Source organism: Pseudomonas sp. B3G-3 (assembly GCF_028640915.1).
Classification (GTDB): Bacteria; Pseudomonadota; Gammaproteobacteria; order Pseudomonadales; family Pseudomonadaceae; genus Aquipseudomonas; species Aquipseudomonas chlororaphis_I.
The window spans coordinates 99,308-121,007 of the sequence record NZ_JAQZAB010000127.1 but is presented as its reverse complement, the minus strand read 5'-3'; the positions used below and the strand labels follow the sequence as shown (position 1 = coordinate 121,007).

Genomic DNA, 21,700 nt, shown 5'->3' with positions numbered 1-21,700 from the left:
AAGTCTTGTTGGTTGGATCTTGGGTGCGAGGATGGCTTCCTGTCGTTTTGCTCATGGCCCTGGCTGGATGTGATCGGGGCGATTCGCTGGAAAGCTTCGGCGGCCCGACCATGGGCAGTACCTACTCGATCAAGTACGTGAGGCGGGCAGGCCTGGCCGCGCCGAATGAGGTGCAGGCCCAGGTCGAGCAGATACTCGCGCAGATCGACCGGCAGATGTCGACCTATCGCAGCGACTCGGACATCGAACGCTTCAACGATCTGCCGGCCAACAGCTGCCAGGCGATGCCGGCGGCGGTCCTGCGCTTGGTCGAGGTGGGCCAGCAGTTATCGCGGGACAGCCAGGGCTCCTTCGATCTGACGGTCGAGCCGTTGCTCAACCTCTGGGGCTTCGGCCCGCAGGGGCGCGGAGAGGCGGTGCCCAGTGATGAGGCGCTGGCGCAAGCGCGGCAGCGGGTCGGCTATACCCATCTGCGTATCGAGGGCGACCGGCTGTGCAAGGACGCCGCGGTCGAGGTGGATTTCAACAGCATCGCCGCCGGTTATGCGGTGGACCGGATTGCCGCCAGGCTCGCGGAAATGGGCATCGACAGTTACCTGGTCGAAGCCACGGGCGAACTCAAGGCGGTCGGCAGGAAACCCGACGGTTCGGCGTGGCGCATTGCTTTGGAGGAACCTCGGGACGATCGACAGGTGGCCGAGCGGGTCATAGCCGTCGATGGTTATGGGGTTTCGACTTCCGGCGACTACCGCAATTATTTCCAGCGCGACGGGCAGCGTTACTCCCACACCTTCGACGCCCGCACCGGCAGACCTGTCGAGCATGGGCTGGCCTCGGTCACGGTGATCCATCCCGCGGCCGTGATGGCCGATGGGTTATCGACCCTGTTGCTGATCCTCGGTCCCGAGCGCGGCTGGGATTACGCAGAAAAACACGATATCGCCGCATTTTTTGTGATTCGCGCCGATACAGGCTTCGTCACACGCAGCAACCGCGCGTTTGATCGCCTGTTTGCCGGACAAAAGCAGTAATCTTGCGCAGCGCCGCGGCGCGATGTCGCAGGCAAAAGTAGCCGGCGACGCGACCAAGGGTTAATGTGCGCGGCGTTGACGCTTCTATAGACTGTGCCCGGGTTCGTAACCGAGCCAAATTGATCCTTCATGCCGCTGGCCGCGACATGATTTAGCCGCAGGTGCCACATCGGGTGCCGCGGCCTGTTCTGAGGAGTACGCATGGCTGTCTACAACTACGACGTAGTGGTGCTGGGTTCAGGCCCCGCTGGAGAAGGTGCGGCAATGAACGCCGCGAAAGCAGGACGCAAGGTAGCGATGGTCGATAGCCGTCGCCAGGTCGGCGGTAACTGCACCCACCTGGGCACCATCCCGTCCAAGGCCTTGCGTCACTCGGTCCGGCAGATCATGCAGTTCAACACCAACCCGATGTTCCGGGCCATTGGCGAGCCGCGCTGGTTCTCGTTCCCCGACGTACTGAAAAGCGCCGAGAAGGTCATCTCCAAGCAGGTCGCCTCGCGCACCGGCTACTACGCGCGTAACCGGGTCGACGTGTTCTTCGGCACCGGCAGCTTCGCCGACGAGCAGACCATCGAAGTGGTCTGCGCCAACGGTGTGGTCGAGAAGCTGGTGGCCAAGCACATCATCATCGCCACCGGCTCGCGTCCGTATCGCCCGGCCGATATCGATTTTCACCACCCGCGCATCTACGATAGCGACACCATCCTCAGCCTCGGCCACACCCCGCGCAAACTCATCGTTTACGGCGCCGGTGTGATCGGTTGTGAATATGCGTCGATCTTCAGTGGCCTGGGGGTACTGGTCGAGCTGGTGGACAACCGCGGCCAGTTGCTGAGCTTCCTGGACTCCGAGATCTCCCAGGCGCTGAGCTACCACTTCAGTAACAACAACATCACCGTGCGCCACAACGAGGAATACGACCGCGTCGAAGGCCTCGACAACGGCGTGATCCTGCACCTCAAGTCGGGCAAGAAGATCAAGGCCGACGCCTTGCTCTGGTGCAATGGCCGGACCGGCAACACCGACCGGCTGGGCATGGAAAACATCGGGGTCAAGGTCAACAGCCGTGGCCAGATCGAAGTGGACGAGAACTACCGCACCTGCGTGCCGAACATCTACGGCGCCGGTGACGTGATCGGCTGGCCGAGCCTGGCCAGTGCCGCCCATGACCAGGGTCGTTCGGCCGCCGGCAGCATCGTCGACAACGGCAGCTGGCGCTTCGTCAACGATGTACCGACCGGGATCTACACCATTCCGGAGATCAGCTCGATCGGCAAGAACGAGCAGGAACTGACCCAGGCCAAGGTGCCGTACGAAGTGGGCAAGGCCTTCTTCAAGAGCATGGCCCGCGCGCAGATCGCCGGTGAGCCGCAAGGCATGCTGAAGATCCTGTTCCACCGCGAAACCCTGGAAGTCCTGGGCGTGCACTGCTTCGGCTACCAGGCTTCGGAGATCGTGCACATCGGCCAGGCGATCATGAACCAGCCGGGCGAGCTCAATACCCTGAAGTACTTCGTCAACACCACGTTCAACTACCCGACCATGGCCGAAGCCTATCGGGTCGCAGCTTACGACGGCCTCAACCGGCTTTTTTGAGCGACTCCGGCCGGTGGCCTGAGCCGGCCGGGGAGACCGATTTCAGTAACTCTCGAGCGTGGCGCTGGCCAAACCGGGAAAGTCTGTAATCAGGCTGTCTACGCCGAAGTCGGCGAGCCTGCGCATCAGTGCAGGCTCGTTGACTGTCCACACCGACACATGCAAACCCTGACGCTGCGCCCGTTGCAGCCGCTCCGGGGTGCAGAGTGTCCAGTTCAACGCCAGAATCTCGCAGCCGTAGCTTTGCGCGACCTTCAACGGGTCGAGCCAGGCGTATTCGGCGACCAGCCCGCGCGACAGATCCGGGGTCAATTCGACAGCCGCCTTGAGCACTTCCCGTGAACTGGAGGTGACGGTGACCTTGTCCAGCAGGCCGAAACGCTGGGCCATTTCGCGAATCGCCAACACCGTGGTGGCGGCACGGGTGCGCGAGGCGCTCTTGACCTCCAGCTGCCAGTGCTCGAAGTCGCACTTTTCGAACAGCTCTTCCAGGCGCGGGATCGGGCAGGGCGTGACCCAGCCCGGGCCACCCTTGCGGGCGTCGTAGGTCACCAGTTCTTCGGCGCTGTGTTCGACCACCTTGCCGCGGCGGTCGGTGGTGCGCTTGAGGGTGGGGTCGTGGATCACCATCAGCTCGCCGTCCATGGACAGGTGCAGGTCCAGCTCGCAACGGCGTACGCCATGCTTGAGGCACTGCTGGAAGCTGGTCAGGGTGTTTTCCGGTGCTTCGCCTTTAGCGCCGCGGTGGCCATAAATCAGGGTCACGATTGCTCCTTCACGGAAATTTTTCCATTAGATGGTCAGTGCTGCGCGATGGGGCCACAGGTCAGTCGGCGGCCGGGTCGTTCTGCTCTCGGGCCTGGCGACGTTCCTGGGCTTGCTTCTGCAGGATATAGCGCGCCAGCAACTGGCGTTGGGCGTCGGTCAATGATTCGAACTCGGTACCGATTTCGAACGTGCCGAAACTGCGGGTTTCACAGTGGGTGACCTTGGCCCGCAACAACAGGCCCAAGGCCTGGGGCATCAGCAGCAGCTTGACCGCCAGGTGGGTGCCGGCCGGGTAGGACAGGTGATGTTCGAACTCGATGCCGCCTTCGGAGAGAATCACCCGCTGCGGTTCGCCGAACTTGCCGAGCACGGTCTGCGCCACCACCTGGCTGAGCAGGTCGATGCGCTTGTTCATGGTCTTGAGGTAGTTGGCCAGGGTCCGGTCGCGCTCGCTGACCTGGCGCAGCAGGTGCTGCGATTCGAATTCGCTCAGATGCAGCTCGCTGAGCAGGTTGAACAGCGGTGACGCATCCTGCAACACTTCCTTGCTCGCCGCTTCGTGGGCGGACAAGGGGCTAATTTCCAGTGCGATCGTGTCCTCGATACGGTAGTATTCGCGGCGATCTTCTTCATCTAATGTCGACATGGCGAACCCATGGTAGCGGCGGTGGTCTGAGTGTAAAGCTGCTTACCTGGACCCGCCACAAGGACGTCTTCTTTTCCTCCGAACAAGCCCCGACATGTTCAGACCTCTCTTCGTATTTATTGGCACGCGTTATACCCGTGCAAAGCGTCGCAATCATTTCGTGTCATTCATTTCCCTGACCTCGATGATCGGACTCGCCCTGGGCGTGGTCGTGATGATCGTCGTGCTGTCGGTGATGAATGGCTTCGACCATGAGATGCGCACCCGCGTGCTGGGCATGGTGCCCCACGCGACCATCGAGTCCGGTGAGCCGATCAGCGACTGGCAAGGCCTGGCCGACAAGGTCCAGCAGAACCCCAAGGTGCTGGCGGTTGCGCCCTTCACCCAGATGCAGGGGTTGCTGACCAATAACGGCCAGGTGCAGAAAGTCCTGCTCAACGCCATCGATCCGGCCAAGGAACGCCAGGTTTCGATCATCGATAACTTCATGAAGCAGGGCAAGCTGGACGACCTGGCGCCCGGCAGCTTCGGCATCGTGATCGGCGACAAGGCAGCGACCAAGCTGGGGGTTGGCCTGGGCGACAAGCTGACTTTCGTCGCGCCCGAGGTCACGGTGACCCCGGCCGGGATGTTCCCGCGCATGAAGCGTTTTACCGTGGTCGGCATCTTCCATGTCGGCGCCGGTGAGCTGGACGGCTATCTGGGCCTGACCAACCTCGACGACCTGGGCCGCCTGCACCGCTGGAAGCCGGATCAGGTCCAGGGCCTGCGCCTGAAGTTCGACGACCTGTTCCAGGCGCCACGCACCGCCTGGGAAATTGCCGAGCATCTGGGCGAGAACCAGTACTACGCCCGTGACTGGACCCGTACCCACGGCAACCTGTACCAGGCCATCCGCATGGAAAAAGCCATGATCGGCCTGCTGTTGCTGCTGATCGTCGCTGTTGCCGCCTTCAACATCATTTCCACCCTGGTGATGGTGGTGAACGACAAGAAGGGCGATATCGCGATCCTGCGCACCCTGGGGGCGACGCCGGCCAGCATCATGGCGACCTTCATGGTCCAGGGCACGGTGATCGGTGTGATCGGTACCTTGATCGGCGCCGTGGTCGGGATGTTCGCGGCGTTGAACGTCAGCGCGGCGATCTCGGCCCTCGAAGGCCTGATCGGGCACAAATTCCTCAATGCCGACGTGTACTTCATCGACTACCTGCCATCGCAACTGATGGCCGAAGACGTGTTGATGGTCTGCGGTGCGGCACTGGTCCTGAGTTTCCTCGCCACCCTGTATCCAGCCTGGCGTGCCGCGCGCACCCAGCCTGCGGAGGCGCTACGTTATGAGTGAGTTGGGCATGAGTGAAAAAGCAATTCTGAGCTGCCGCGACCTGGGCAAGTCCTACGAGGAAGGTCCGGAGTCGGTGGTGGTGTTGTCCGGCCTGCAACTGGAGTTGCACCCGGGCGAGCGCGTGGCGATCGTCGGTACCTCCGGTTCGGGCAAAAGTACCTTGCTCAACCTGCTGGGCGGCCTCGACACGCCAACCAAGGGCAGCGTCTGGCTCGACGGTGAAGAGCTTTCGGCACTGAGCGAGAAGGGCCGCGGCCTGTTGCGCAACCGCTCCCTCGGTTTCGTCTACCAGTTCCACCATTTGCTGCCGGAATTCACCGCCCTGGAAAACGTCTGCATGCCGCTGCTGATCGGCAAGACCGCGATCCCGGAAGCCCGTCAGCGGGCCACGGCCTTGCTGGAGCGGGTCGGGCTGGCCCATCGCCTGGAGCACAAGCCGGCCGAGCTGTCCGGTGGCGAACGCCAGCGTGTGGCCATCGCTCGCGCCCTGGTCAACAAGCCAGGGCTGGTGATGCTCGACGAGCCGACCGGCAACCTCGATTCCCACACCGCGCAAGGCATTCAGGACTTGATGCTGGAACTCAGCACCTCGATGCGTACCGCGTTCCTGGTGGTGACCCACGACATGAACCTGGCTCGCCAGATGGATCGCGTTCTGCACCTGCAGGAAGGTTGCCTGACGCCCATCTGACTGGCTGCAACCCGGCGCCTGAAACAGGCGCCGGGTCTTTAATTTCCATACGGTGCCCCAGCGAATGTTCAGACCGTTATCGATCTTTATCGGCACGCGCTATACCCGCGCCAAGCGCCGCAATCGCTTTGTTTCCTTCATCTCCATGACCTCGATGATCGGCCTCGCCCTGGGCGTGCTGGCGATGATCGTGGTGTTGTCGGTGATGAACGGTTTCCAGCGCGAAATGAGCTCGCGCATCCTCGGCATGGTGCCCCACGCCACCATCGTCGGCGTCAAGCCGATCGACGACTGGCAGCCGGTGGCCGCCGCGGCGATGAAAAATCCCGAGGTGACGGCCGCGGTGCCGTTCACCGAGATGGAGGGCATGCTCTCCTACAAGGGCTCGATGCAGCCGATTCAGATCAGCGGCATCGACCCGGCCCAGGAAGGCAAGGTCTCCATCGTTGCCCAGCACATCGTGCAGGGCCGTCTGGATGCCTTGAAACCGGGCGAGTTCGGGGTGGTGATCGGTGAGATCACGGCACGCCGCTTCCGCCTGAATGTCGGCGACAAGCTGACCCTGATCGTGCCGGAAATCAGCTCTGCGCCGGGCGGCATCACCCCGCGCATGCAGCGTTTGAACGTGGTCGGGGTGTTCAAGGTCGGGGCCGAACTCGACGGTTCCATGGGCTTGATCCATGTGGCCGATGCCGCCGAGATGCAGCATTGGCAGCCGAACCAGGTGCAGAGCGTGCGCCTGGCGGTCAAGGACCTGTACGCCGCGCCCAAGGTTTCCAGCGACATCGCGGCCAGCCTGGGCGCTGGCTTCAAGGCCGATGACTGGACCCACACCCAGGGCAGCCTGTTCAGCGCGATGAAGATGGAAAAGACCATGATCGGCCTGTTGCTGCTGATGATCGTCGCCGTGGCCGCGTTCAACATCATCGCCACGCTGATCATGGTGGTGAACGACAAGGGCGCGGACATCGCGATCCTGCGCACCATCGGCGCCACGCCACGGCAGATCATGGCGATCTTCATGGTCCAGGGCACGGTGATCGGCATCGTCGGCACCTTGATCGGTGGCGTGCTGGGGGTGATCGCGGCGTTGAACGTCAGTGCGCTGGTGGGTTGGCTGGAACGGGTCAGCGGCCAGCACATCTTCAGTTCCGACGTGTACTTCGTCAGCAACCTGCCTTCCGAGCTGCAGGGCGGCGACGTGGCCCTGATCTGCACCGCGGGTTTTGTCCTGAGTTTCCTGGCGACCCTGTATCCAGCCTGGCGCGCGGCGAAGGTCGAGCCGGCGACGGCGTTGCGTTACTCCTAAGGCCCAAGCCCGCTATCGCGAGCAAGCTCACTCCTCCGGGGAGCTTGCTCGTAACCCCTGCGCTAGTCCTGCCTCGGCAACTCAATCACAAAGCTCGTCCGGCCCTGCGCCGATTCGCAACGAATCTGCCCGCCATGGGCGCGGATGATCGATTGAGTGATGGCCAGCCCCAAGCCTGCATGTTCACTGCTGCCTTCATGGCGCGCCGGGTCGGCGCGGTAGAAGCGGTCGAACAGCCGTGGCAAGCGTTCAGGCGGAATACCTTCGCCGGTGTTTTCCACTCGCAGGTATGAAGCCTTGGCGGTCTCGCCAAGCCGCACCCGCACTTCACCGCCAGCCGGGGTGAAGCGCAGGGCGTTGTCCAGCAGGTTGGAAAGGGCGCGACGCAACATGCTGCGGTCGCCCTGGATCTTCGCACTGCCTTCGCGCCCCAGGGCGATGCCGGCGTCTTCGGCCAGCGGCGAATAGAACTCCAGCAGCATGTCGGTTTCGTCACCCAGCTCCAGGGCTTCGCGCTTTGGCGTCAGCAGGCCATGGTCGGCCTTGGCCAGGTAGAGCATGTCGTTGACCAGTTGGGCCATCCACTGCAGCTCTTCGAGGTTGCTGTGCAGCGCTTCGCGATAGTCTTCCAGCGCCCGTGGGCGGGTGAGGGTGACCTGGGTGTGGGTCAGCAGGTTCGACAGCGGGGTGCGCAGTTCATGGGCGATGTCCGCCGAGAACGCGGAGAGACGCTGGAAGGAGTCGTCCAGGCGCCCGAGCATGGCATTGAAGGCCTGGGCCAGTTCGGCCAGTTCGCCGGGCATCTGCTGCTCCGGCAAGCGCTGGGTCAGCGAGCTGGCTGAAACACCCGCGGCGACCTCGCTCATCCGCCGTAACGGACGCAGGCCGCTGCGCGCCGCCCAGGCCCCGAGCAGCGCAGTGGCCAGTGCCGAAAGGCCGACGGTCAGCCAGATCAGGTGCTGCATGCGTTGCAGGAAGTGCTGGTGGTGGGTGATATCGAGCATCAGGGTCAGCTCTGGCGAGCCGGCCTGGCCGGGCTCCAGGGCTGCACTGTAGATGCGGTAGGCGGTACCGTCGTGTTGCAGACTGTGCAGTCCGGTCGGCTGGGCCGCAGTGGCCGGCAACCCCTTGGCGCTGTCGAACCAGACGGCGCCATCTGCGCCTGTGACCCGCAGCGTCAGGTCCGGTTGATGGCTGAGTTCATCCTGCAACTGTGCCTTGCGTTCGGCAAAGCGTTGCGGGTCGTCGGCGCCCTGTAGCGCGCTGCGCATGGCGATCAGCTTGCCTTCCAGCAGTTGCTGGTCGAGTTCGATGAAGTGCGCCTCGCTGGCGCGGCTGAACAGCACCCCGGCGAGCAGCGAAACCACCGCGGTGCAGCCGGCGAACAACAGGGCCAGGCGCCCACTCAGGGTCAAGCGGCGCATCAGGCCTGGCGCTCTTCGAGCACGTAGCCCATGCCGCGCACGGTGTGGATCAGCTTGTTGGGGTAATCGTCATCGATCTTCAGGCGCAGGCGGCGGATCGCCACTTCGATGACATTGGTGTCGCTGTCGAAGTTCATGTCCCAGACCTGAGAGGCGATCAGCGTCTTGGGCAGCACTTCGCCCTGGCGCCGCAGGAGCATTTCCAGCAGCGAGAACTCCTTGGCGGTGAGGTCGATGCGTTGGCCGTTGCGTTCGACCCGTCGGCGAATCAGGTCCAGGCGCAGGTCCGCCAGTTGCAGGGTGGTTTCCTGGGGCGTGGAGCTGCCGCGGCGCAGCAGGCTGCGAACCCGGGCTAGGAGTTCGGAGAAGGCGAAAGGCTTGACCAGGTAATCGTCGGCGCCCAGCTCCAGGCCGTGAACCCGGTCTTCCACCGCATCGCGCGCGGTCAGGAACAGTACCGGTATCTCCAGCCCGGCGCCGCGCACGGCTTGCAGGATCTGCCAGCCATCGCGGCCCGGCAGCATCACGTCGAGAATCAACAGGGAATAGTCGCCGGTCAGCGCCAGGTGTTGGCCGGTGGTGCCATCGGCCACCAGCTCGGCATTGAAGCCGGCCTCGCTCAGGCCCTGGCGCAGGTAGTGGCCGGTTTTCGGTTGGTCTTCGACGATCAGCAATTTCATGGGCGACTCATGGCAAATGGAACGCGGGCTTTATACCGTGGGCAACGGCCGCATGGCACAAGCTGACAAAGTTGTAATTTAGCAGTCAGCCAGCTGGCAGCGGTGCGGCCTTAGAGTTTCACACACGCTGAACCTCATCTTATTGGAGTACGACTATGTTTTTACCCAAGAGTGTTTTACCTCGTTCGTTGACGCTGGCCGCGTGTTTGCTGGCATTGGGTGCGCCGGCCTGGGCATCGCCGGCGCAGACCTACGATTTCGGTCAGGCGGCCTCGGCGGCCAAGGCCACGCGTACGGTGGAAGTGGTCATGAACGACATGTCCTACACCCCCAAGAGCCTGGACATCAAGGCTGGCGAGACCGTGCGTTTCGTCTTGATCAACAAGGGCCAGTTGCTGCATGAGCTCAATCTCGGTACCGCGGCCATGCATGCCGAGCACCAGCAGGAAATGCTGAAGATGCAGCAGAGCGGCATGCTGACACCTACCGCGATGAAGAGTATGCCCGCCGGGGCCATGGATCACGCCGCCATGGGGCATGGCGCGATGCCCGGCATGAAGCACGACGATCCGAACAGCGTGCTGGTGGAGCCGGGCAAGACCGCTGAGCTGACCTGGACCTTCAGCAAGGCCGGCAGCCTGGAGTTCGCCTGCAATATCCCGGGGCACTATCAGGCGGGCATGGTCGGCAAGCTGACCGTCAGCCAGTAAGCGCCTGGGGCTCAAAGGCGGAGGCAAAGACTGATAGAATCGCCTGATTCTTCAGTCAGGTTTCCGCCATGCATCCCGCAGCCGAACATTCGCCGCTGGGCAAGTCCAGTGAATACGTCTCCACCTACACACCGTCCTTGCTGTTCCCGATCCCGCGGGCGGCGAAATGGGCCGAGCTGGGCCTGAGCGCCGACACCCTGCCTTATAAAGGCGTGGACTTCTGGAACTGCTTCGAGCTGTCCTGGCTGCTGCCTTCCGGCAAGCCGGTGGTGGCCATCGCCGAGTTCAGCATTCCGGCGGACTCACCGAACATCATCGAGTCGAAGTCGTTCAAGCTGTACCTCAACTCGCTGAACCAGACCCCTTTCGCGGATCGCCAGAGCCTGGAAGAAACCTTGCGTGCCGACCTCTCGGCGGCGGCCGGCAAGCCGGTGGGCGTGCGGATCCGCAGCCTGGGCGAAGTGGAGGCGGAAGGTGTGGTGGCCTTGCCGGGGACCTGCATCGACGAGCTGGATATCAACGTCAGCAGCTATGAACATCCACGTCCGGAGCTGCTGCAGTGCGACAGGTCGCGGATTGTCGAGGAGAGCGTGCACAGTCATCTGCTCAAATCCAATTGCCCGGTCACCAGCCAGCCGGACTGGGGCAGCGTGGTGGTGGAGTACCGTGGCCCGGCGCTGGACCACGCCAGCCTGCTGGCCTACCTGGTGAGCTTCCGCCAGCACTCGGACTTCCATGAGCAATGCGTGGAGCGGATTTTCCTCGACCTGCAGCGTTTGCTGCAGCCGGAGAAGCTCACGGTGTATGCGCGTTATGTGCGTCGTGGCGGCCTGGACATCAACCCGTATCGCAGCACCGAAACCGCGAGTTTCGCCAACTTCCGACTGGTTCGCCAGTAATGAAAAAGCCCCGCTCTGGTAGCGGGGCTTTTTTTGTTTGTAAGGGGGTTAAATCCCCATGTTGCCGAGGGTTTGCACGATGTTGCGCAAGGTGCCGGCAATGGCGGGGTGCTCAAGCTCGAAGCGTTCGACGGCGAGGTTGACCCCGTCGGCCAGGCTGGTGTCCTGGGTGGCGTTTTCCAGTTTGAGCTCGAGCTCGATCTGTTGCATCAATTCCTGCAGATTGGCGCGTTCTGCTTCCGAAAGCGGTGGGTTCTGCTCCAATTGCTCGCGCAGGGTATTGAGCTGTTCTTGCAGTTCGCGGGCAGGCATGGCGTTCTCCCTTCATTGATAGGCACAGCCATGGACCGCGCCGATTCGCTAAAGGTCCATGTCTGAACCTTAGCGTAATCCACTCGCGGGCAATGTGCATGATCTTGATCAAGTCAGGGTTTTTCACCCTTCAGGCGACGCTGGCCGATGTCGGCGAGGCAGGTCGGCAGCTCTCCCAGATGGTCGATCACCGAGTGCACGCCGAGGCTGAATAGATGCAGGGTCGCCTTGCCACGCTTGAGCTCGCGTTCCTGCTGACTCAGCGCCTGCCATTGCGCCGGGCTCATGCCACAGAGCGAACCGCAGGACGCCAGGCCGATGGTCCACAGGCCGGCGTTGAGGCCCGATTGCAGCAGGCGCGGTTCGCCGCTGACCAGCACGCAGCCGTCCAGCCGGCTGGCATTCAGGGCCATCAGCGCCTGCCAGCAGGCATCGGGAGCAGGCCAGCGGGAGCCTGTGTTGGGGGAGGCGATGACCCAGTCGGGTAGTGAACTCGCCAGGCGCTGGCTGAGACTGTCGGGCAATTCGTCGAGCCAGGCGCAAGGTACGCCTTGTTGTTGCAGGCTGTGCAGGATGTCCAGGGCGCCGTGGGTGGCGTGGGCCTGTTCCAGGACCGGGTGATCGGCGCTGTGCAGGCGCATCCGCGCGCCGAAATCCACCAGGCAACCGCTGAGGCCAAAGAGCACGGCGGTCAAGGTGGGGGCGGATACAGGCAAGGCTTCGGCGTGAGGCATCGTGACGTCCCTGAAATACCTTGCAAGCGTATCGACGGCAGATGACCGTTGGGTGACAGCCTCGTGAACAGGCCATGCAAACGAGGGGGGAGAGGGCTAAGCGCTGCGCCAGTGCTGCATAAATGGATATATCCGACTTATACTAGCGCGCTTACCGCCAGGGCATAGCGCCCGCGACAGTACAATCCAAGGAGTTTCTGCTATGCGCTGGAGCAATCGTCTCGCTCAGCTTATGTGTGCCGGCATGCTGCTGGTGCCGGTTTTGGCCCACGCTGCGGAAGACGATCCGTGGGAAAGCATCAACCGTCCGATCTTCACCTTCAACGACACCATCGATACCTATGCGCTGAAACCCTTGGCAAAAGGTTATCAGGCCGTAACGCCGCAATTTCTCGAAGACGGCATTCACAACTTCTTCCGTAACATCGGTGATGTCGGCAACCTGGCCAACGATATCCTGCAGGCCAAGCCCCATGCCGCTGCCGTCGACACTGCGCGGCTGTTGATGAACACCACCATCGGCGTAGCGGGCTTTTTCGATGTGAGCACCAAGATGGGTTTGCAGCGTAACGATGAAGACTTCGGCCAGACCCTGGGTTACTGGGGGGTCGGCAGCGGTCCTTACGTGATGCTGCCGTTCTTCGGTCCGAGCACCCTGCGCGACGCGCCGGCCAAGTATGTGGACAGCTTTACCGACGGTTACCGTTATGTGAACGACGTGCCGGTGCGTAACAGCGTGTTTGCCCTGGAGGTCGTCGACACTCGCGCCAGTCTGCTGTCGAGCGAGAAGCTGATCAGTGGCGACAAGTACACCTTCATTCGCAATGCCTACCTGCAGAACCGCGAGTTCAAGGTCAAGGACGGCAAGGTCGAAGACGATTTTTAAGCTTTGACCCAGTCATGAAAAAGGCGGCCTCGAGGCCGCCTTTTTTCATGGGTTTCAGAATCAGTTCATCTTCAGGATTGTAAGGCCAAGTTTCTGGCCGTTGCCTTCCAGTTCGGTGACCCAGACCACTTCGGTGTCCGCTTCCAGTCCCCTGAGGGCAGCATGGTCGGAATCGATACGCACGCTGAGCTGGTCGCCAACCTTGAATGAGCGTGGTGCCCGGACCTGCATGCCACTGCTGGAAAGGTCGATACAGACGGCTGAAATCACCTGGCCCTGATGGATCAGCGTGACCTCTGCATCCACCCGCATGCGGATGTAATCGCGCTTTTCACTGTAGTCACGATCGTTTGGGCTCATAGGCTCCATCCTGCGTTTAAGTTGCGGATTTGTCTGTTCTTATAACTCCCGGTGATTTGAGGTGTAAAGACGTCCAGCGACCATCGGCATGAGCTTGAAACGCCCCGCGGATGGGAGTACCGTCTGCGCCTTAGAAGGGCACCTCTGATGGTCGAGCGTGCAGGGCTACGGGCCCTGGCTCCGTTTCCAGAGTGGCTAGAAAGCGAATCCAGTAGTGTGTGTCCAGGCCTCGTGCCCAGCCACCTACGCCAACCTAATTCTGGCGCCGTTTGCCCACATGCCAAAAACCAGTGCCACGCTGCTGATAATCGATGACGACGAAGTAGTGCGCGCGAGCCTCGCGGCCTATTTGGAAGACAGTGGCTTCAGCGTCCTGCAGGCCAGTAACGGCCAGCAGGGACTTCAGGTGTTCGAGCAGGAAAAGCCCGACTTGGTGATCTGCGATCTGCGCATGCCGCAGATGGGCGGCCTCGAACTAATCCGTCAGGTAACCGACATCGAGCCGCAAACCCCGGTCATCGTGGTTTCCGGTGCCGGTGTGATGAACGATGCCGTCGAGGCCCTGCGCCTGGGCGCAGCGGACTATCTGATCAAGCCGCTGGAAGACCTCGCGGTGCTGGAGCACTCGGTGCGCCGGGCACTGGATCGTGCGCGCCTGCTGCTGGAAAACCAGCGCTACCGGGAGAAGCTGGAAGCCGCCAACCGTGAGCTCGAAGCCAGCCTGAGCCTGTTGCAGGAAGATCAGAACGCCGGGCGCCAGGTGCAGATGAACATGCTGCCGGTGAGCCCCTGGACCATCGATGAGTTCAAGTTCGCGCACCAGATCATCCCGTCGTTGTACCTGTCCGGTGATTTCGTCGATTACTTTCGTGTCGACGAGCGCCGCGTAGCCTTTTACCTGGCGGATGTTTCCGGACATGGCGCGTCATCGGCCTTTGTCACGGTGCTGCTCAAGTTCATGACCACGCGCTTGCTGTTCGAGTCCAAGCGCAATGGCACTTTGCCGGAATTCAAGCCGTCGGAAGTTCTTGGCCATATCAACCGTGGTCTGATCAGCTGTAAGCTGGGCAAACACGTGACAATGGTCGGTGGCGTCATCGACGAGGAGACGGGCTTGTTGACCTATAGCATTGGCGGACACCTGCCATTGCCTGTGTTGTACACGCCAGACAGTGTGCGTTACCTGGAAGGGCGCGGTCTGCCGGTAGGCTTGTTCAATGAAGCCACCTATGAAGATCACATTCTGGAACTGCCTCCGAGCTTCAGCTTGACGCTGATGTCTGATGGCATTCTGGACCTTTTGCCGGAACCCACACTCAAAGAGAAAGAGGCCGCCTTACCTGAACGGGTGAGAACGGCAGGCGGCAGCCTGGATGGTCTGCGGCAAGTTTTTGGATTGGCCACGCTAGGGGAGATGCCGGATGATATCGCCCTGTTGGTGTTGAGCAGGAATCTTTAATGAGTACCGGTAGAATCCAGTTCGCCGAGCAGGACGGCACCTTTGTCCTGAAGTTTATCGGTGAAGTGCGCCTGACCCTGTGTTCGGCGCTGGATGCGACTATTGAGCGGATCTTCACGGCGCTGAATTTCTCGGCGATCGTGATCGACCTGACCGAAACCCGTAGCATCGACAGCACCACCCTGGGCCTGCTGGCCAAGCTGTCGATCCTGTCGCGGCAAAAGGTCGGCCTGTTGCCGACCGTCGTCACCACCCACGAAGACATCACTCGGCTGCTGCAGTCCATGGGCTTCGATCAGGTGTTCAACATCGTTGACCGTCCGATCCCATGCCCGGAATGCCTGACCGACCTGCCATCCCAGGACCAGTCGGAAGAGGTGGTGCGGCTCAAGGTGCTGGAAGCGCACAAGATCCTCATGGGCTTGAACGACTCCAACCGCGAGGCGTTCCACGATCTGGTGAATGCCCTGGAACGTAACTGATCCGATAAAAGCGGAAGCGCATAAAAAAGGGCGAACCCACGAGGGTTCGCCCTTTTGCGTTGGCGCTCGCTCGATCAGAGCTTGGCGGCCAACAGCGCCTCGAGTTTTTCCTGGTCGCGGGCGAACTGACGGATACCTTCGGCCAGTTTCTCGGTGGCCATCGCGTCTTCATTGGAGGCCCAGCGGAACTGCGCTTCGTTCAGGCTCTGGCGGGCTTCGCCAGCATGGCCCGGCGCCAGTTTGCGCTCCAGCTTGCCGGTATCGGCGGCCAGCTTCTCGATCAGGTCGGGGCTGATGGTCAGGCGGTCGCAGCCGGCCAGTTGCTCGATCTGGTTCAGGTTACGGAAGCTTGCACCCATGACCACGGTCTTGTAGTCATTGGCCTTGTAGTAGTTGTAGATGCGGGTCACCGATTGCACGCCCGGATCGTCGGCGCCGGTGTAGTCGTTGCCGCTGGCCTTTTTGTACCAGTCGTAGATACGGCCCACGAACGGCGAGATCAGGAACACGCCGGCCTCGGCGCAGGCGATCGCCTGGGCGAAGGAGAACAGCAGGGTCAGGTTGGTCTGGATGCCTTCGCGTTCCAGTTGCTCGGCAGCGCGGATGCCTTCCCAGGTGGAGGCGATCTTGATCAGTACACGATCACGGCCGATGCCAGCCTTGTCGTACAGCTCGATCAGGCGATGGGCGCGCTTGAGCATGGCGTCGGTGTCGAACGACAGGCGTGCATCCACTTCGGTGGAAATACGGCCCGGGATCAGTTTGAGGATTTCTTTACCCACCGCGACGCCAAAGCGGTCGCTGGCCAGGCCGACATCGCCCTTGACGTCGCTGACGCAGGCATTCAGCAGCTCGGCGTAACCCGGAATGGCCGCGGCCTTGAGCAGCAGGGAAGGGTTGGTGGTGGCGTCTACCGGTTTGACCCGGGCGATAGCGTCGAAGTCGCCGGTGTCGGCAACCACGGTGGTGAACTGCTTGAGTTGTTCCAGCTTGGAAGTCATGAGTGTGCTCTGTCCTGTGGGTCTGTTGACATTACCCGAGCGCTGACAGCCGCTCAAGGGCGTGAAGAGGTAAGCGGAGGCCTAAACAAGCCCCAAGGGCAACAACCTGAAAAACAGGTGTTTGAATGCTGGGGCGCTATCCGTTTACTACGATGCCAAAACACCCGTCAGGTTCAACCCGCGCGACCGTTAGCGACCTTCGAGCAACTGCCCCGCCTGATCCAGCAGCGCCAGCGGATCCTTGGCCTTGTGGATGTCCACCGAGAGCAGTTGGCGGAACTTGCGCGCCCCCGGAAAACCGGTGCCCAGCCCCAGTACATGGCGAGTGATGTGGTGCATGGCGCCACCCGTGGCCAGGTGCCTGGCGATATAGGGCCGCAACTGTGCCAGCGCTTCGGCCCGGGAAATCACCGGCGCCGTGCTGGCGAACAACTGTTGATCCACCTCCGCCAGCAGGTAAGGGTTGTGATAAGCCTCGCGGCCCAGCATCACCCCGTCGAAAGTCTGCAAGTGCTCATGGCAGGCTTCCAGGGTCTTGATGCCGCCGTTGAGGATGATCTCCAGCTCGGGGAAATCCGCCTTCAGCCGTGCCGCCACGTCATAACGCAGCGGAGGAATATCGCGGTTTTCCTTCGGCGACAGCCCCTCAAGAATCGCGATCCGCGCATGCACGGTAAAGCTGGTGCAGCCGGCCTCGCGCACCTGGCCGACGAAGTCGCACAACTCTTCATAACTGTCGCGGCCATTGATGCCGATTCGATGCTTGACCGTCACCGGAATGCTCACCGCATCGCGCATCGCCTTCACGCAATCGGCCACCAGGCCTGGATGCCTCATCAGGCAGGCACCGATCATATTGTTCTGCACCCGATCGCTCGGGCAGCCGACGTTGAGGTTCACCTCGTCGTAACCATGCTCCTGCGCCATCCGCGCACAAGCCGCCAGATCCGCCGGCGTACTGCCACCCAACTGCAACGCCAGGGGATGCTCGGACTCGTCATGACGCAGAAAACGCTCATGATCGCCATTGAGCAACGCACCGGTGGTGACCATCTCGGTGTAGAGCAGGGCGTGCTTGGACAGCAGGCGCAGGAAGAAGCGGCAATGGCGGTCAGTCCAATCCATCATCGGCGCCACAGAGAAGCGGCGAGAAAGGACTGGCGAAGCAGTTGGAGCAGGAGATAAGAGCATTGGGCAATCTGGATGGGTGAGGCGAAGGAGGGGAAGTTTATCAGGAATGGCGTTCCGGGGTTGGGAGGGCGCGTGTATCAGGAGGATGAATGGTCTTCGTTTCTTATGTTCCGGTCGGTTGTATGAATAGCAGCAGGGTAATAAAAAGCGGGCAGCCTTAAGATCGCCCGCTTTTTTGTTTGGTCCGATAGCTGCTTGGTTAGGCGAATTTTCGCTGCATTTGAATCACTTGAAGCAATCTGCCAACTCCCTGGCGCGATTCCCAGCCTCTTGCCGCGCCGCCTGATCCACCTCATATCCCAGGATGGTCTTTTCCACGATCAACGCGTGCACCTGGGTGACTCCGACGAACTTCAGCCAGGCCTCGACGTAGGGCTTCTGGAAGTCGAAGCGCTCTGCTGGTGTGTCGGATTGCGGCGAGAAGTCGAGGCCGCGGGCGTAGGCGACGACCGCGGTTTTGTTGTGCAGCAGGCCGCGCAGGCCGTGTTCGGCGGTGAAGCTGAAGAGGATGTCTTTCTGCGTGACCAGGTCGATGAAGTGCTTGAGCTTATAGGGAATGCTGTAGTTCCACAGGGGTACGGAAAGTACCAGCAGGTCGGCGTTGTGCAGGTGGGCGGCGAGGGTTTCGAGGGTACTCCAGGCGTCTTGCTGGTCGGGGGACAGGGCTATGCCTTGCAGGCCGGCGTATTTGGCGTCCATGGCGTGCTGGTCGAATTCCGGCAGGTCCAGGCTCCACAGGTCCAGGGTGCTGACTTCGGTGTGGGGATGGTGGGTCTGGTAGCGGTCGATAAAACCGCGGGCGATTTGTTGCGAGGCGGAGCGCTCTTTGCGGGGGGAGCATTGGATATGCAACAGGCGGGTCATGACGGCATCTCGGAGGAGGAATGCCGGCATTGCAACATAGCGCTTCGCGGAATATAAATTGTAAATAAATGGCTGATTGATCACGTATCTTTATATGTTCGATATTCTGTTGCTCAAGACTTTTGTGACGGTGGTGGACGAGGAAGGCTTCAGCCGTGCCGCCGAGCGGCTGCACCTGACGCAGTCGGCGGTCAGCGGGCATCTGCGGCGCCTGGAAGAGCAGGTCGGCAAGCCGTTGCTGACCCGTACCACGCGTTCCCAGCATTTGACCGCCGATGGCGAGCGCCTGATGGCCTATGCCCGCGCCATCCTCGCCTTGAACCGCGATGCCTGGGCCGAGCTGACGCGTTCGCCGTTTCACGGCCGGGTGCGGATAGGCATGTCCGAGGACTTTGTCGAGCCCCGCCTGCTGCGCCTTTTGCAGGAGTTCGCGGCGCAGTACCCGGGCATGGAAATCGATATACAAGTGAATATTCCCGGCACGCTGCTGGAGCGCATGCAGCAGGGCGGTCTTGAGGTGGTCATCGGTTCGCTGTGTGAAACCCGTGAGTCGGGCCTGCTGCTGTGGCAGGAACCGCTGGTATGGGCCAGTTCCGCGTACCTGGTCGGGCGCTTGCCGACACCTTTGCCGCTGGCGCTGTTTCCCGAGCCATGCCCTTATCGGGCGGTGGCCCTGCAGCGTCTGGCGCAAGCGGGAATCGCCCAGCGTACGGCAATGCTTTGCCCCAGCAACGCGGCGTTGCGCACGGCCGCCCTGTCCGGGTTTGCGGTGGCGCCGATAGCGACGAGTCAGGTGGGGCAGGGGCTTGCGGTGTTAGGGGCCGAGCATGGCTTGCCGGCATTGCCCGATGCGGAGTTTCGGTTGTTCACGGCCAAGGATGCCGATCAGGGCATAGTGGCTGCGTTGTCCCGGGTGATCGTGGCCTATTGTGCGGCGCGGCGGGTCTAGCCGTCGGCCTCAGCGGCGCGACTGCCCGAAGGGGCAGTCGCTTGAGCGAAGGTCAGAGATCCAGACCTTCCTGGATCACCGACAGCAGGGTGTCTTCATTGAGTTCGAGCGGGTCCGGCCTGGTTTTACCGGGACCTGGAACCGTCTGGATCAGCCAGTGCCCCTCGCCATGCTCGCTACCGCTGCGCAGCATGTAGCGCTCCGGGCCTTTGCCATGGATTTCGACACGCCCGGCGCCACCGGTGGTGAAGCGGGCGATGGGGTCGAGGAGGATGCTTTTATGGTTGCCCTCGATCAGCAGTTGATCGATGGCATAGTTGAAGGTGGCGCCAGAGGAGTGGCTCTCGAACACGCGAGTGGGGACGCGCCGGATATTCAGGCCGACCTCTGACAAGGGTGTCAGCCAGGTCTCGACCTGGTGGTACATCTCATAGACCTGTGCAGGCCACAGCTCGATAGCCTTGTCTGCCGAGATGTCTTCCTTGGCCCAGCTGTCCTGTTTTTGTTTCAGCCTTGCGGCGAGTTCATCGACCTTACTCATTCCGATTTCCTATCGTGATGTGAGGGTAAGTGTAGTCTCTGAAGGTACTTTACCTTGGCGGACGGTGACCAGCGATTCATGACCCTCTGCTGGATGACGATGCTTGTATTGTGACGAGGTGTTTTTTATATATCCCTGATGGGCATCAGAAAAATGCTCTACATTTTCAGACGGTGCCACCCTGAATTGTCCGCTATTACCTCTTAGGATTGGCCAGCCCGGCTGCATCGCATGCCTTACCTTGCCAGGATGATGCTTTGCCTATCCCGATTCACGATCCTCACCATTCTTCCGATCGAACCTTGAAGCGACTGCCGCTGCTCAAGGCCGCGGTGGTATTCATTTCGATGGTTTGCCTGTGCCTGTGCGGCCTGCTTTATCTGCAGCTGGCGCAGTCCTATCACTACGATATGGCGCGGGCGCAGGTCGCCTCGTCGAACCTGACCCGGGCCATGGCGCAACAGGCCGAGGACACCTTCATCGAGGCCGACCTGGTGCTGGCCAGCCTGGCCGACTGGATTCAGAAGGACGGTTATGGCCCGGCGCAGAAGCCTTTCCTGCAGAAGATCTTTGCGCAGAGGGCGCAGGCGCTCAAACAGATGCATGGGCTGTTCCTGTTCGACCGGACGGGGCAATGGGTGGTCACCTCGTTCGATCGCTTGCCACGCGGCGAAGGCGTGGCCAATCGGGACTACTTCCGCTTTCATCAGCAGAACACTTCCTTGCTGGCTCATGTCGGGCCGGCGATCCGCAGCCGGGAAAACGGTGAGTGGATCATTCCGCTGACACGGCGGCTGAACGACAGGCAGGGCAATTTCGAGGGCGTATTGCTGGCCGGCATCAGGCTGGCCTATTTCGACCAGTTTTTCAAAAGCTTCGATATCGATGACAGCGGCACCATGTTCCTCGCCCTGTCCGATGGCACCTTGCTGGCGCGGCGCCCGCTGGAGGAGCGGCAGATCGGTGCGTCCCTGGCGCGCGGGGAAATTTTCAGCAAGTACTTGCCCGAGGCGCCCTCGGGCACTGCGATGATTCGTTCGCTGGTCGACAAAAAGATGCGGCTCTACGGCTATCGCCAGCTGGAGGCCTACCCGCTGGTGGTAGGCGCGGCCAGCTCGAAGGATGCGGTCCTCAAGGACTGGTATGCCAGCGCCTACCAGTCCAGCGCCATTGTCGCCCTGGTGGTGCTGGGCATCGGCCTGTTCGGCTGGGTGTTCGTGCATCAGCTGCGCAACGGCGAACGCATCGAGGCGGACCTGCGGGCCGCGCAGGCGGCGCTGGAGGTGATCGCGACCCATGACAGCCTGACCGGCCTGGCCAATCGCCGGCTGCTCGAGCGGGCGCTGGAGACCGAGTTCGGGCGTGGAGGGCGGCAGGCGAGCCCGCTGAGCCTGATCATGCTCGATATCGATTTTTTCAAGCGCTACAACGACACCTACGGCCATGTCGCCGGAGACCAGTGCCTGGCCGAGGTGGCGCAGGTGCTGAGGGATTGCTGTCAGCGCAAGGCCGACCTGGTGGTGCGTTATGGCGGGGAGGAATTCGTGGTGCTGTTGCCTGACACCGAGATGCCGGGCGCCCTCGCCATGGCCGAGCAGATTCGTCGTAGCGTCATGGAAAAACACATCCCGCACACCGGCTCGCCCTTTGGCCGGGTCACTCTCAGCCTGGGGTGCTACTGCTTCGTGCCGAGCGGGCGCGACAGCATCGAGGCGTTCCTCGAACACGCCGATGCCGCGCTGTATCAGGCCAAGAAATCCGGGCGCAATCAGGTGGCGATCGAGAGCGTCAACCAGCCGTTGGCGCGCTCGGACCGCTGACA

General features: G+C 61.7%; 23 protein-coding genes. 12 read left to right on the top strand and 11 right to left on the bottom strand.

Going from position 1 to position 21,700, the window contains the following annotated elements:
- The first annotated feature begins 53 nt into the window (after positions 1 to 53).
- A complete protein-coding gene (locus PVZ80_RS28190; protein WP_103330845.1) occupies positions 54 to 1,031 on the top strand; it encodes an FAD:protein FMN transferase in 978 nt (325 codons plus the stop codon).
- A 201-nt stretch (positions 1,032 to 1,232) separates the two neighbouring features.
- The gene (sthA, locus tag PVZ80_RS28185; protein ID WP_007926939.1) at positions 1,233 to 2,627 is read left to right on the top strand and encodes a Si-specific NAD(P)(+) transhydrogenase; all 1,395 of its coding nucleotides are present in this window, start codon (positions 1,233 to 1,235) and stop codon (positions 2,625 to 2,627) included.
- 42 nt (positions 2,628 to 2,669) lie between these two features.
- Here sthA and PVZ80_RS28180 read toward each other — a convergent pair whose 3' ends face one another.
- On the bottom strand, positions 2,670 to 3,392 hold the full coding sequence (locus PVZ80_RS28180) for a glycerophosphodiester phosphodiesterase (protein WP_016704935.1): 723 nt from the start codon (positions 3,390 to 3,392) through the stop codon (positions 2,670 to 2,672).
- A 61-nt stretch (positions 3,393 to 3,453) separates the two neighbouring features.
- Positions 3,454 to 4,041 carry a PilZ domain-containing protein gene (locus PVZ80_RS28175; protein WP_009047976.1) on the bottom strand — a complete coding sequence of 196 codons (588 nt, stop codon included), beginning with the start codon at positions 4,039 to 4,041 and terminating at the stop codon, positions 3,454 to 3,456.
- A 94-nt stretch (positions 4,042 to 4,135) separates the two neighbouring features.
- Here PVZ80_RS28175 and PVZ80_RS28170 point away from each other — a divergent pair, with 94 nt between their 5' ends.
- The 3 genes from PVZ80_RS28170 (at position 4,136) to PVZ80_RS28160 (ending at position 7,386) form a co-directional block, all read left to right on the top strand.
- Positions 4,136 to 5,386 (top strand): lipoprotein-releasing ABC transporter permease subunit, encoded by a 1,251-nt coding sequence (locus PVZ80_RS28170; protein WP_016704934.1) that lies wholly within the window; start codon positions 4,136 to 4,138, stop codon positions 5,384 to 5,386.
- Between the two features lie 7 nt (positions 5,387 to 5,393).
- Positions 5,394 to 6,077 (top strand): lipoprotein-releasing ABC transporter ATP-binding protein LolD, encoded by a 684-nt coding sequence (lolD, locus tag PVZ80_RS28165; RefSeq protein WP_164485193.1) that lies wholly within the window; start codon positions 5,394 to 5,396, stop codon positions 6,075 to 6,077.
- 64 nt (positions 6,078 to 6,141) lie between these two features.
- Positions 6,142 to 7,386 carry a lipoprotein-releasing ABC transporter permease subunit gene (locus tag PVZ80_RS28160; protein ID WP_009047979.1) on the top strand — a complete coding sequence of 415 codons (1,245 nt, stop codon included), beginning with the start codon at positions 6,142 to 6,144 and terminating at the stop codon, positions 7,384 to 7,386.
- 62 nt (positions 7,387 to 7,448) lie between these two features.
- On the opposite strand, the gene PVZ80_RS28155 is transcribed toward PVZ80_RS28160, so the two are convergent.
- Both PVZ80_RS28155 and PVZ80_RS28150 read right to left on the bottom strand, forming a co-directional pair.
- On the bottom strand, positions 7,449 to 8,810 hold the full coding sequence (locus PVZ80_RS28155) for a heavy metal sensor histidine kinase (protein ID WP_135006370.1): 1,362 nt from the start codon (positions 8,808 to 8,810) through the stop codon (positions 7,449 to 7,451).
- On the bottom strand, positions 8,810 to 9,490 hold the full coding sequence (locus tag PVZ80_RS28150; protein ID WP_007926961.1) for a heavy metal response regulator transcription factor: 681 nt from the start codon (positions 9,488 to 9,490) through the stop codon (positions 8,810 to 8,812). The genes PVZ80_RS28155 and PVZ80_RS28150 overlap by 1 nt, the downstream gene beginning before the upstream one ends.
- A 155-nt stretch (positions 9,491 to 9,645) precedes the next feature.
- Between PVZ80_RS28150 and copI the strand changes: the two genes are divergently transcribed.
- Positions 9,646 to 10,200, top strand: a complete 555-nt coding sequence (gene copI / locus PVZ80_RS28145; protein WP_009047981.1) for a copper-resistant cuproprotein CopI — start codon at positions 9,646 to 9,648, stop codon at positions 10,198 to 10,200.
- Between the two features lie 68 nt (positions 10,201 to 10,268).
- Positions 10,269 to 11,099, top strand: coding sequence for an NADPH-dependent 7-cyano-7-deazaguanine reductase QueF (queF, locus tag PVZ80_RS28140; RefSeq protein ID WP_016704931.1), 831 nt, complete (start codon positions 10,269 to 10,271; stop codon positions 11,097 to 11,099).
- A 48-nt stretch (positions 11,100 to 11,147) separates the two neighbouring features.
- Here the strand turns inward: queF and PVZ80_RS28135 are convergent, their stop codons facing one another.
- Together PVZ80_RS28135 and PVZ80_RS28130 are read right to left on the bottom strand one after the other, a co-directional pair.
- Positions 11,148 to 11,411, bottom strand: a complete 264-nt coding sequence (locus tag PVZ80_RS28135; RefSeq protein WP_007926964.1) for a DUF4404 family protein — start codon at positions 11,409 to 11,411, stop codon at positions 11,148 to 11,150.
- A gap of 113 nt (positions 11,412 to 11,524) precedes the next feature.
- On the bottom strand, positions 11,525 to 12,145 hold the full coding sequence (locus PVZ80_RS28130) for a hypothetical protein (protein ID WP_009047983.1): 621 nt from the start codon (positions 12,143 to 12,145) through the stop codon (positions 11,525 to 11,527).
- A 202-nt stretch (positions 12,146 to 12,347) separates the two neighbouring features.
- Here PVZ80_RS28130 and PVZ80_RS28125 point away from each other — a divergent pair, with 202 nt between their 5' ends.
- Entirely contained in the window at positions 12,348 to 13,031 is a 684-nt protein-coding gene (locus PVZ80_RS28125; RefSeq protein WP_009047984.1) for an MlaA family lipoprotein, read from the top strand.
- Between the two features lie 60 nt (positions 13,032 to 13,091).
- Here the strand turns inward: PVZ80_RS28125 and PVZ80_RS28120 are convergent, their stop codons facing one another.
- Positions 13,092 to 13,391, bottom strand: coding sequence for a PilZ domain-containing protein (locus PVZ80_RS28120; RefSeq protein WP_009047985.1), 300 nt, complete (start codon positions 13,389 to 13,391; stop codon positions 13,092 to 13,094).
- Between the two features lie 277 nt (positions 13,392 to 13,668).
- Here PVZ80_RS28120 and rssB point away from each other — a divergent pair, with 277 nt between their 5' ends.
- Positions 13,669 to 14,850 (top strand): two-component system response regulator RssB, encoded by a 1,182-nt coding sequence (rssB, locus tag PVZ80_RS28115; RefSeq protein ID WP_007926968.1) that lies wholly within the window; start codon positions 13,669 to 13,671, stop codon positions 14,848 to 14,850.
- On the top strand, positions 14,850 to 15,332 hold the full coding sequence (gene rssC / locus PVZ80_RS28110; RefSeq protein ID WP_007926970.1) for an anti-sigma factor antagonist RssC: 483 nt from the start codon (positions 14,850 to 14,852) through the stop codon (positions 15,330 to 15,332). Before rssB ends, rssC begins: the two co-directional genes overlap by 1 nt.
- A 74-nt stretch (positions 15,333 to 15,406) precedes the next feature.
- Here the strand turns inward: rssC and tal are convergent, their stop codons facing one another.
- The 3 genes from tal to PVZ80_RS28095 all read right to left on the bottom strand — a co-directional run bounded on the left by tal (position 15,407) and on the right by PVZ80_RS28095 (position 18,388).
- Positions 15,407 to 16,333 (bottom strand): transaldolase, encoded by a 927-nt coding sequence (tal, locus tag PVZ80_RS28105; protein ID WP_009043002.1) that lies wholly within the window; start codon positions 16,331 to 16,333, stop codon positions 15,407 to 15,409.
- Between the two features lie 189 nt (positions 16,334 to 16,522).
- Positions 16,523 to 17,524: a tRNA dihydrouridine(20/20a) synthase DusA gene (dusA, locus tag PVZ80_RS28100; protein WP_273864860.1), complete on the bottom strand. Its 1,002-nt coding sequence runs from the start codon at positions 17,522 to 17,524 to the stop codon at positions 16,523 to 16,525.
- Positions 17,525 to 17,749: 225 nt separating this feature from the next.
- A complete protein-coding gene (locus PVZ80_RS28095) occupies positions 17,750 to 18,388 on the bottom strand; it encodes an FMN-dependent NADH-azoreductase (RefSeq protein WP_028682984.1) in 639 nt (212 codons plus the stop codon).
- 94 nt (positions 18,389 to 18,482) lie between these two features.
- Between PVZ80_RS28095 and PVZ80_RS28090 the strand changes: the two genes are divergently transcribed.
- Positions 18,483 to 19,337, top strand: coding sequence for a LysR substrate-binding domain-containing protein (locus PVZ80_RS28090; RefSeq protein ID WP_273864859.1), 855 nt, complete (start codon positions 18,483 to 18,485; stop codon positions 19,335 to 19,337).
- Between the two features lie 52 nt (positions 19,338 to 19,389).
- On the opposite strand, the gene PVZ80_RS28085 is transcribed toward PVZ80_RS28090, so the two are convergent.
- A complete protein-coding gene (locus tag PVZ80_RS28085) occupies positions 19,390 to 19,878 on the bottom strand; it encodes a hypothetical protein (RefSeq protein ID WP_038631255.1) in 489 nt (162 codons plus the stop codon).
- A 257-nt stretch (positions 19,879 to 20,135) separates the two neighbouring features.
- Between PVZ80_RS28085 and PVZ80_RS28080 the strand changes: the two genes are divergently transcribed.
- On the top strand, positions 20,136 to 21,698 hold the full coding sequence (locus PVZ80_RS28080; protein WP_009048079.1) for a sensor domain-containing diguanylate cyclase: 1,563 nt from the start codon (positions 20,136 to 20,138) through the stop codon (positions 21,696 to 21,698).
- Positions 21,699 to 21,700: the final 2 nt, after the last annotated feature.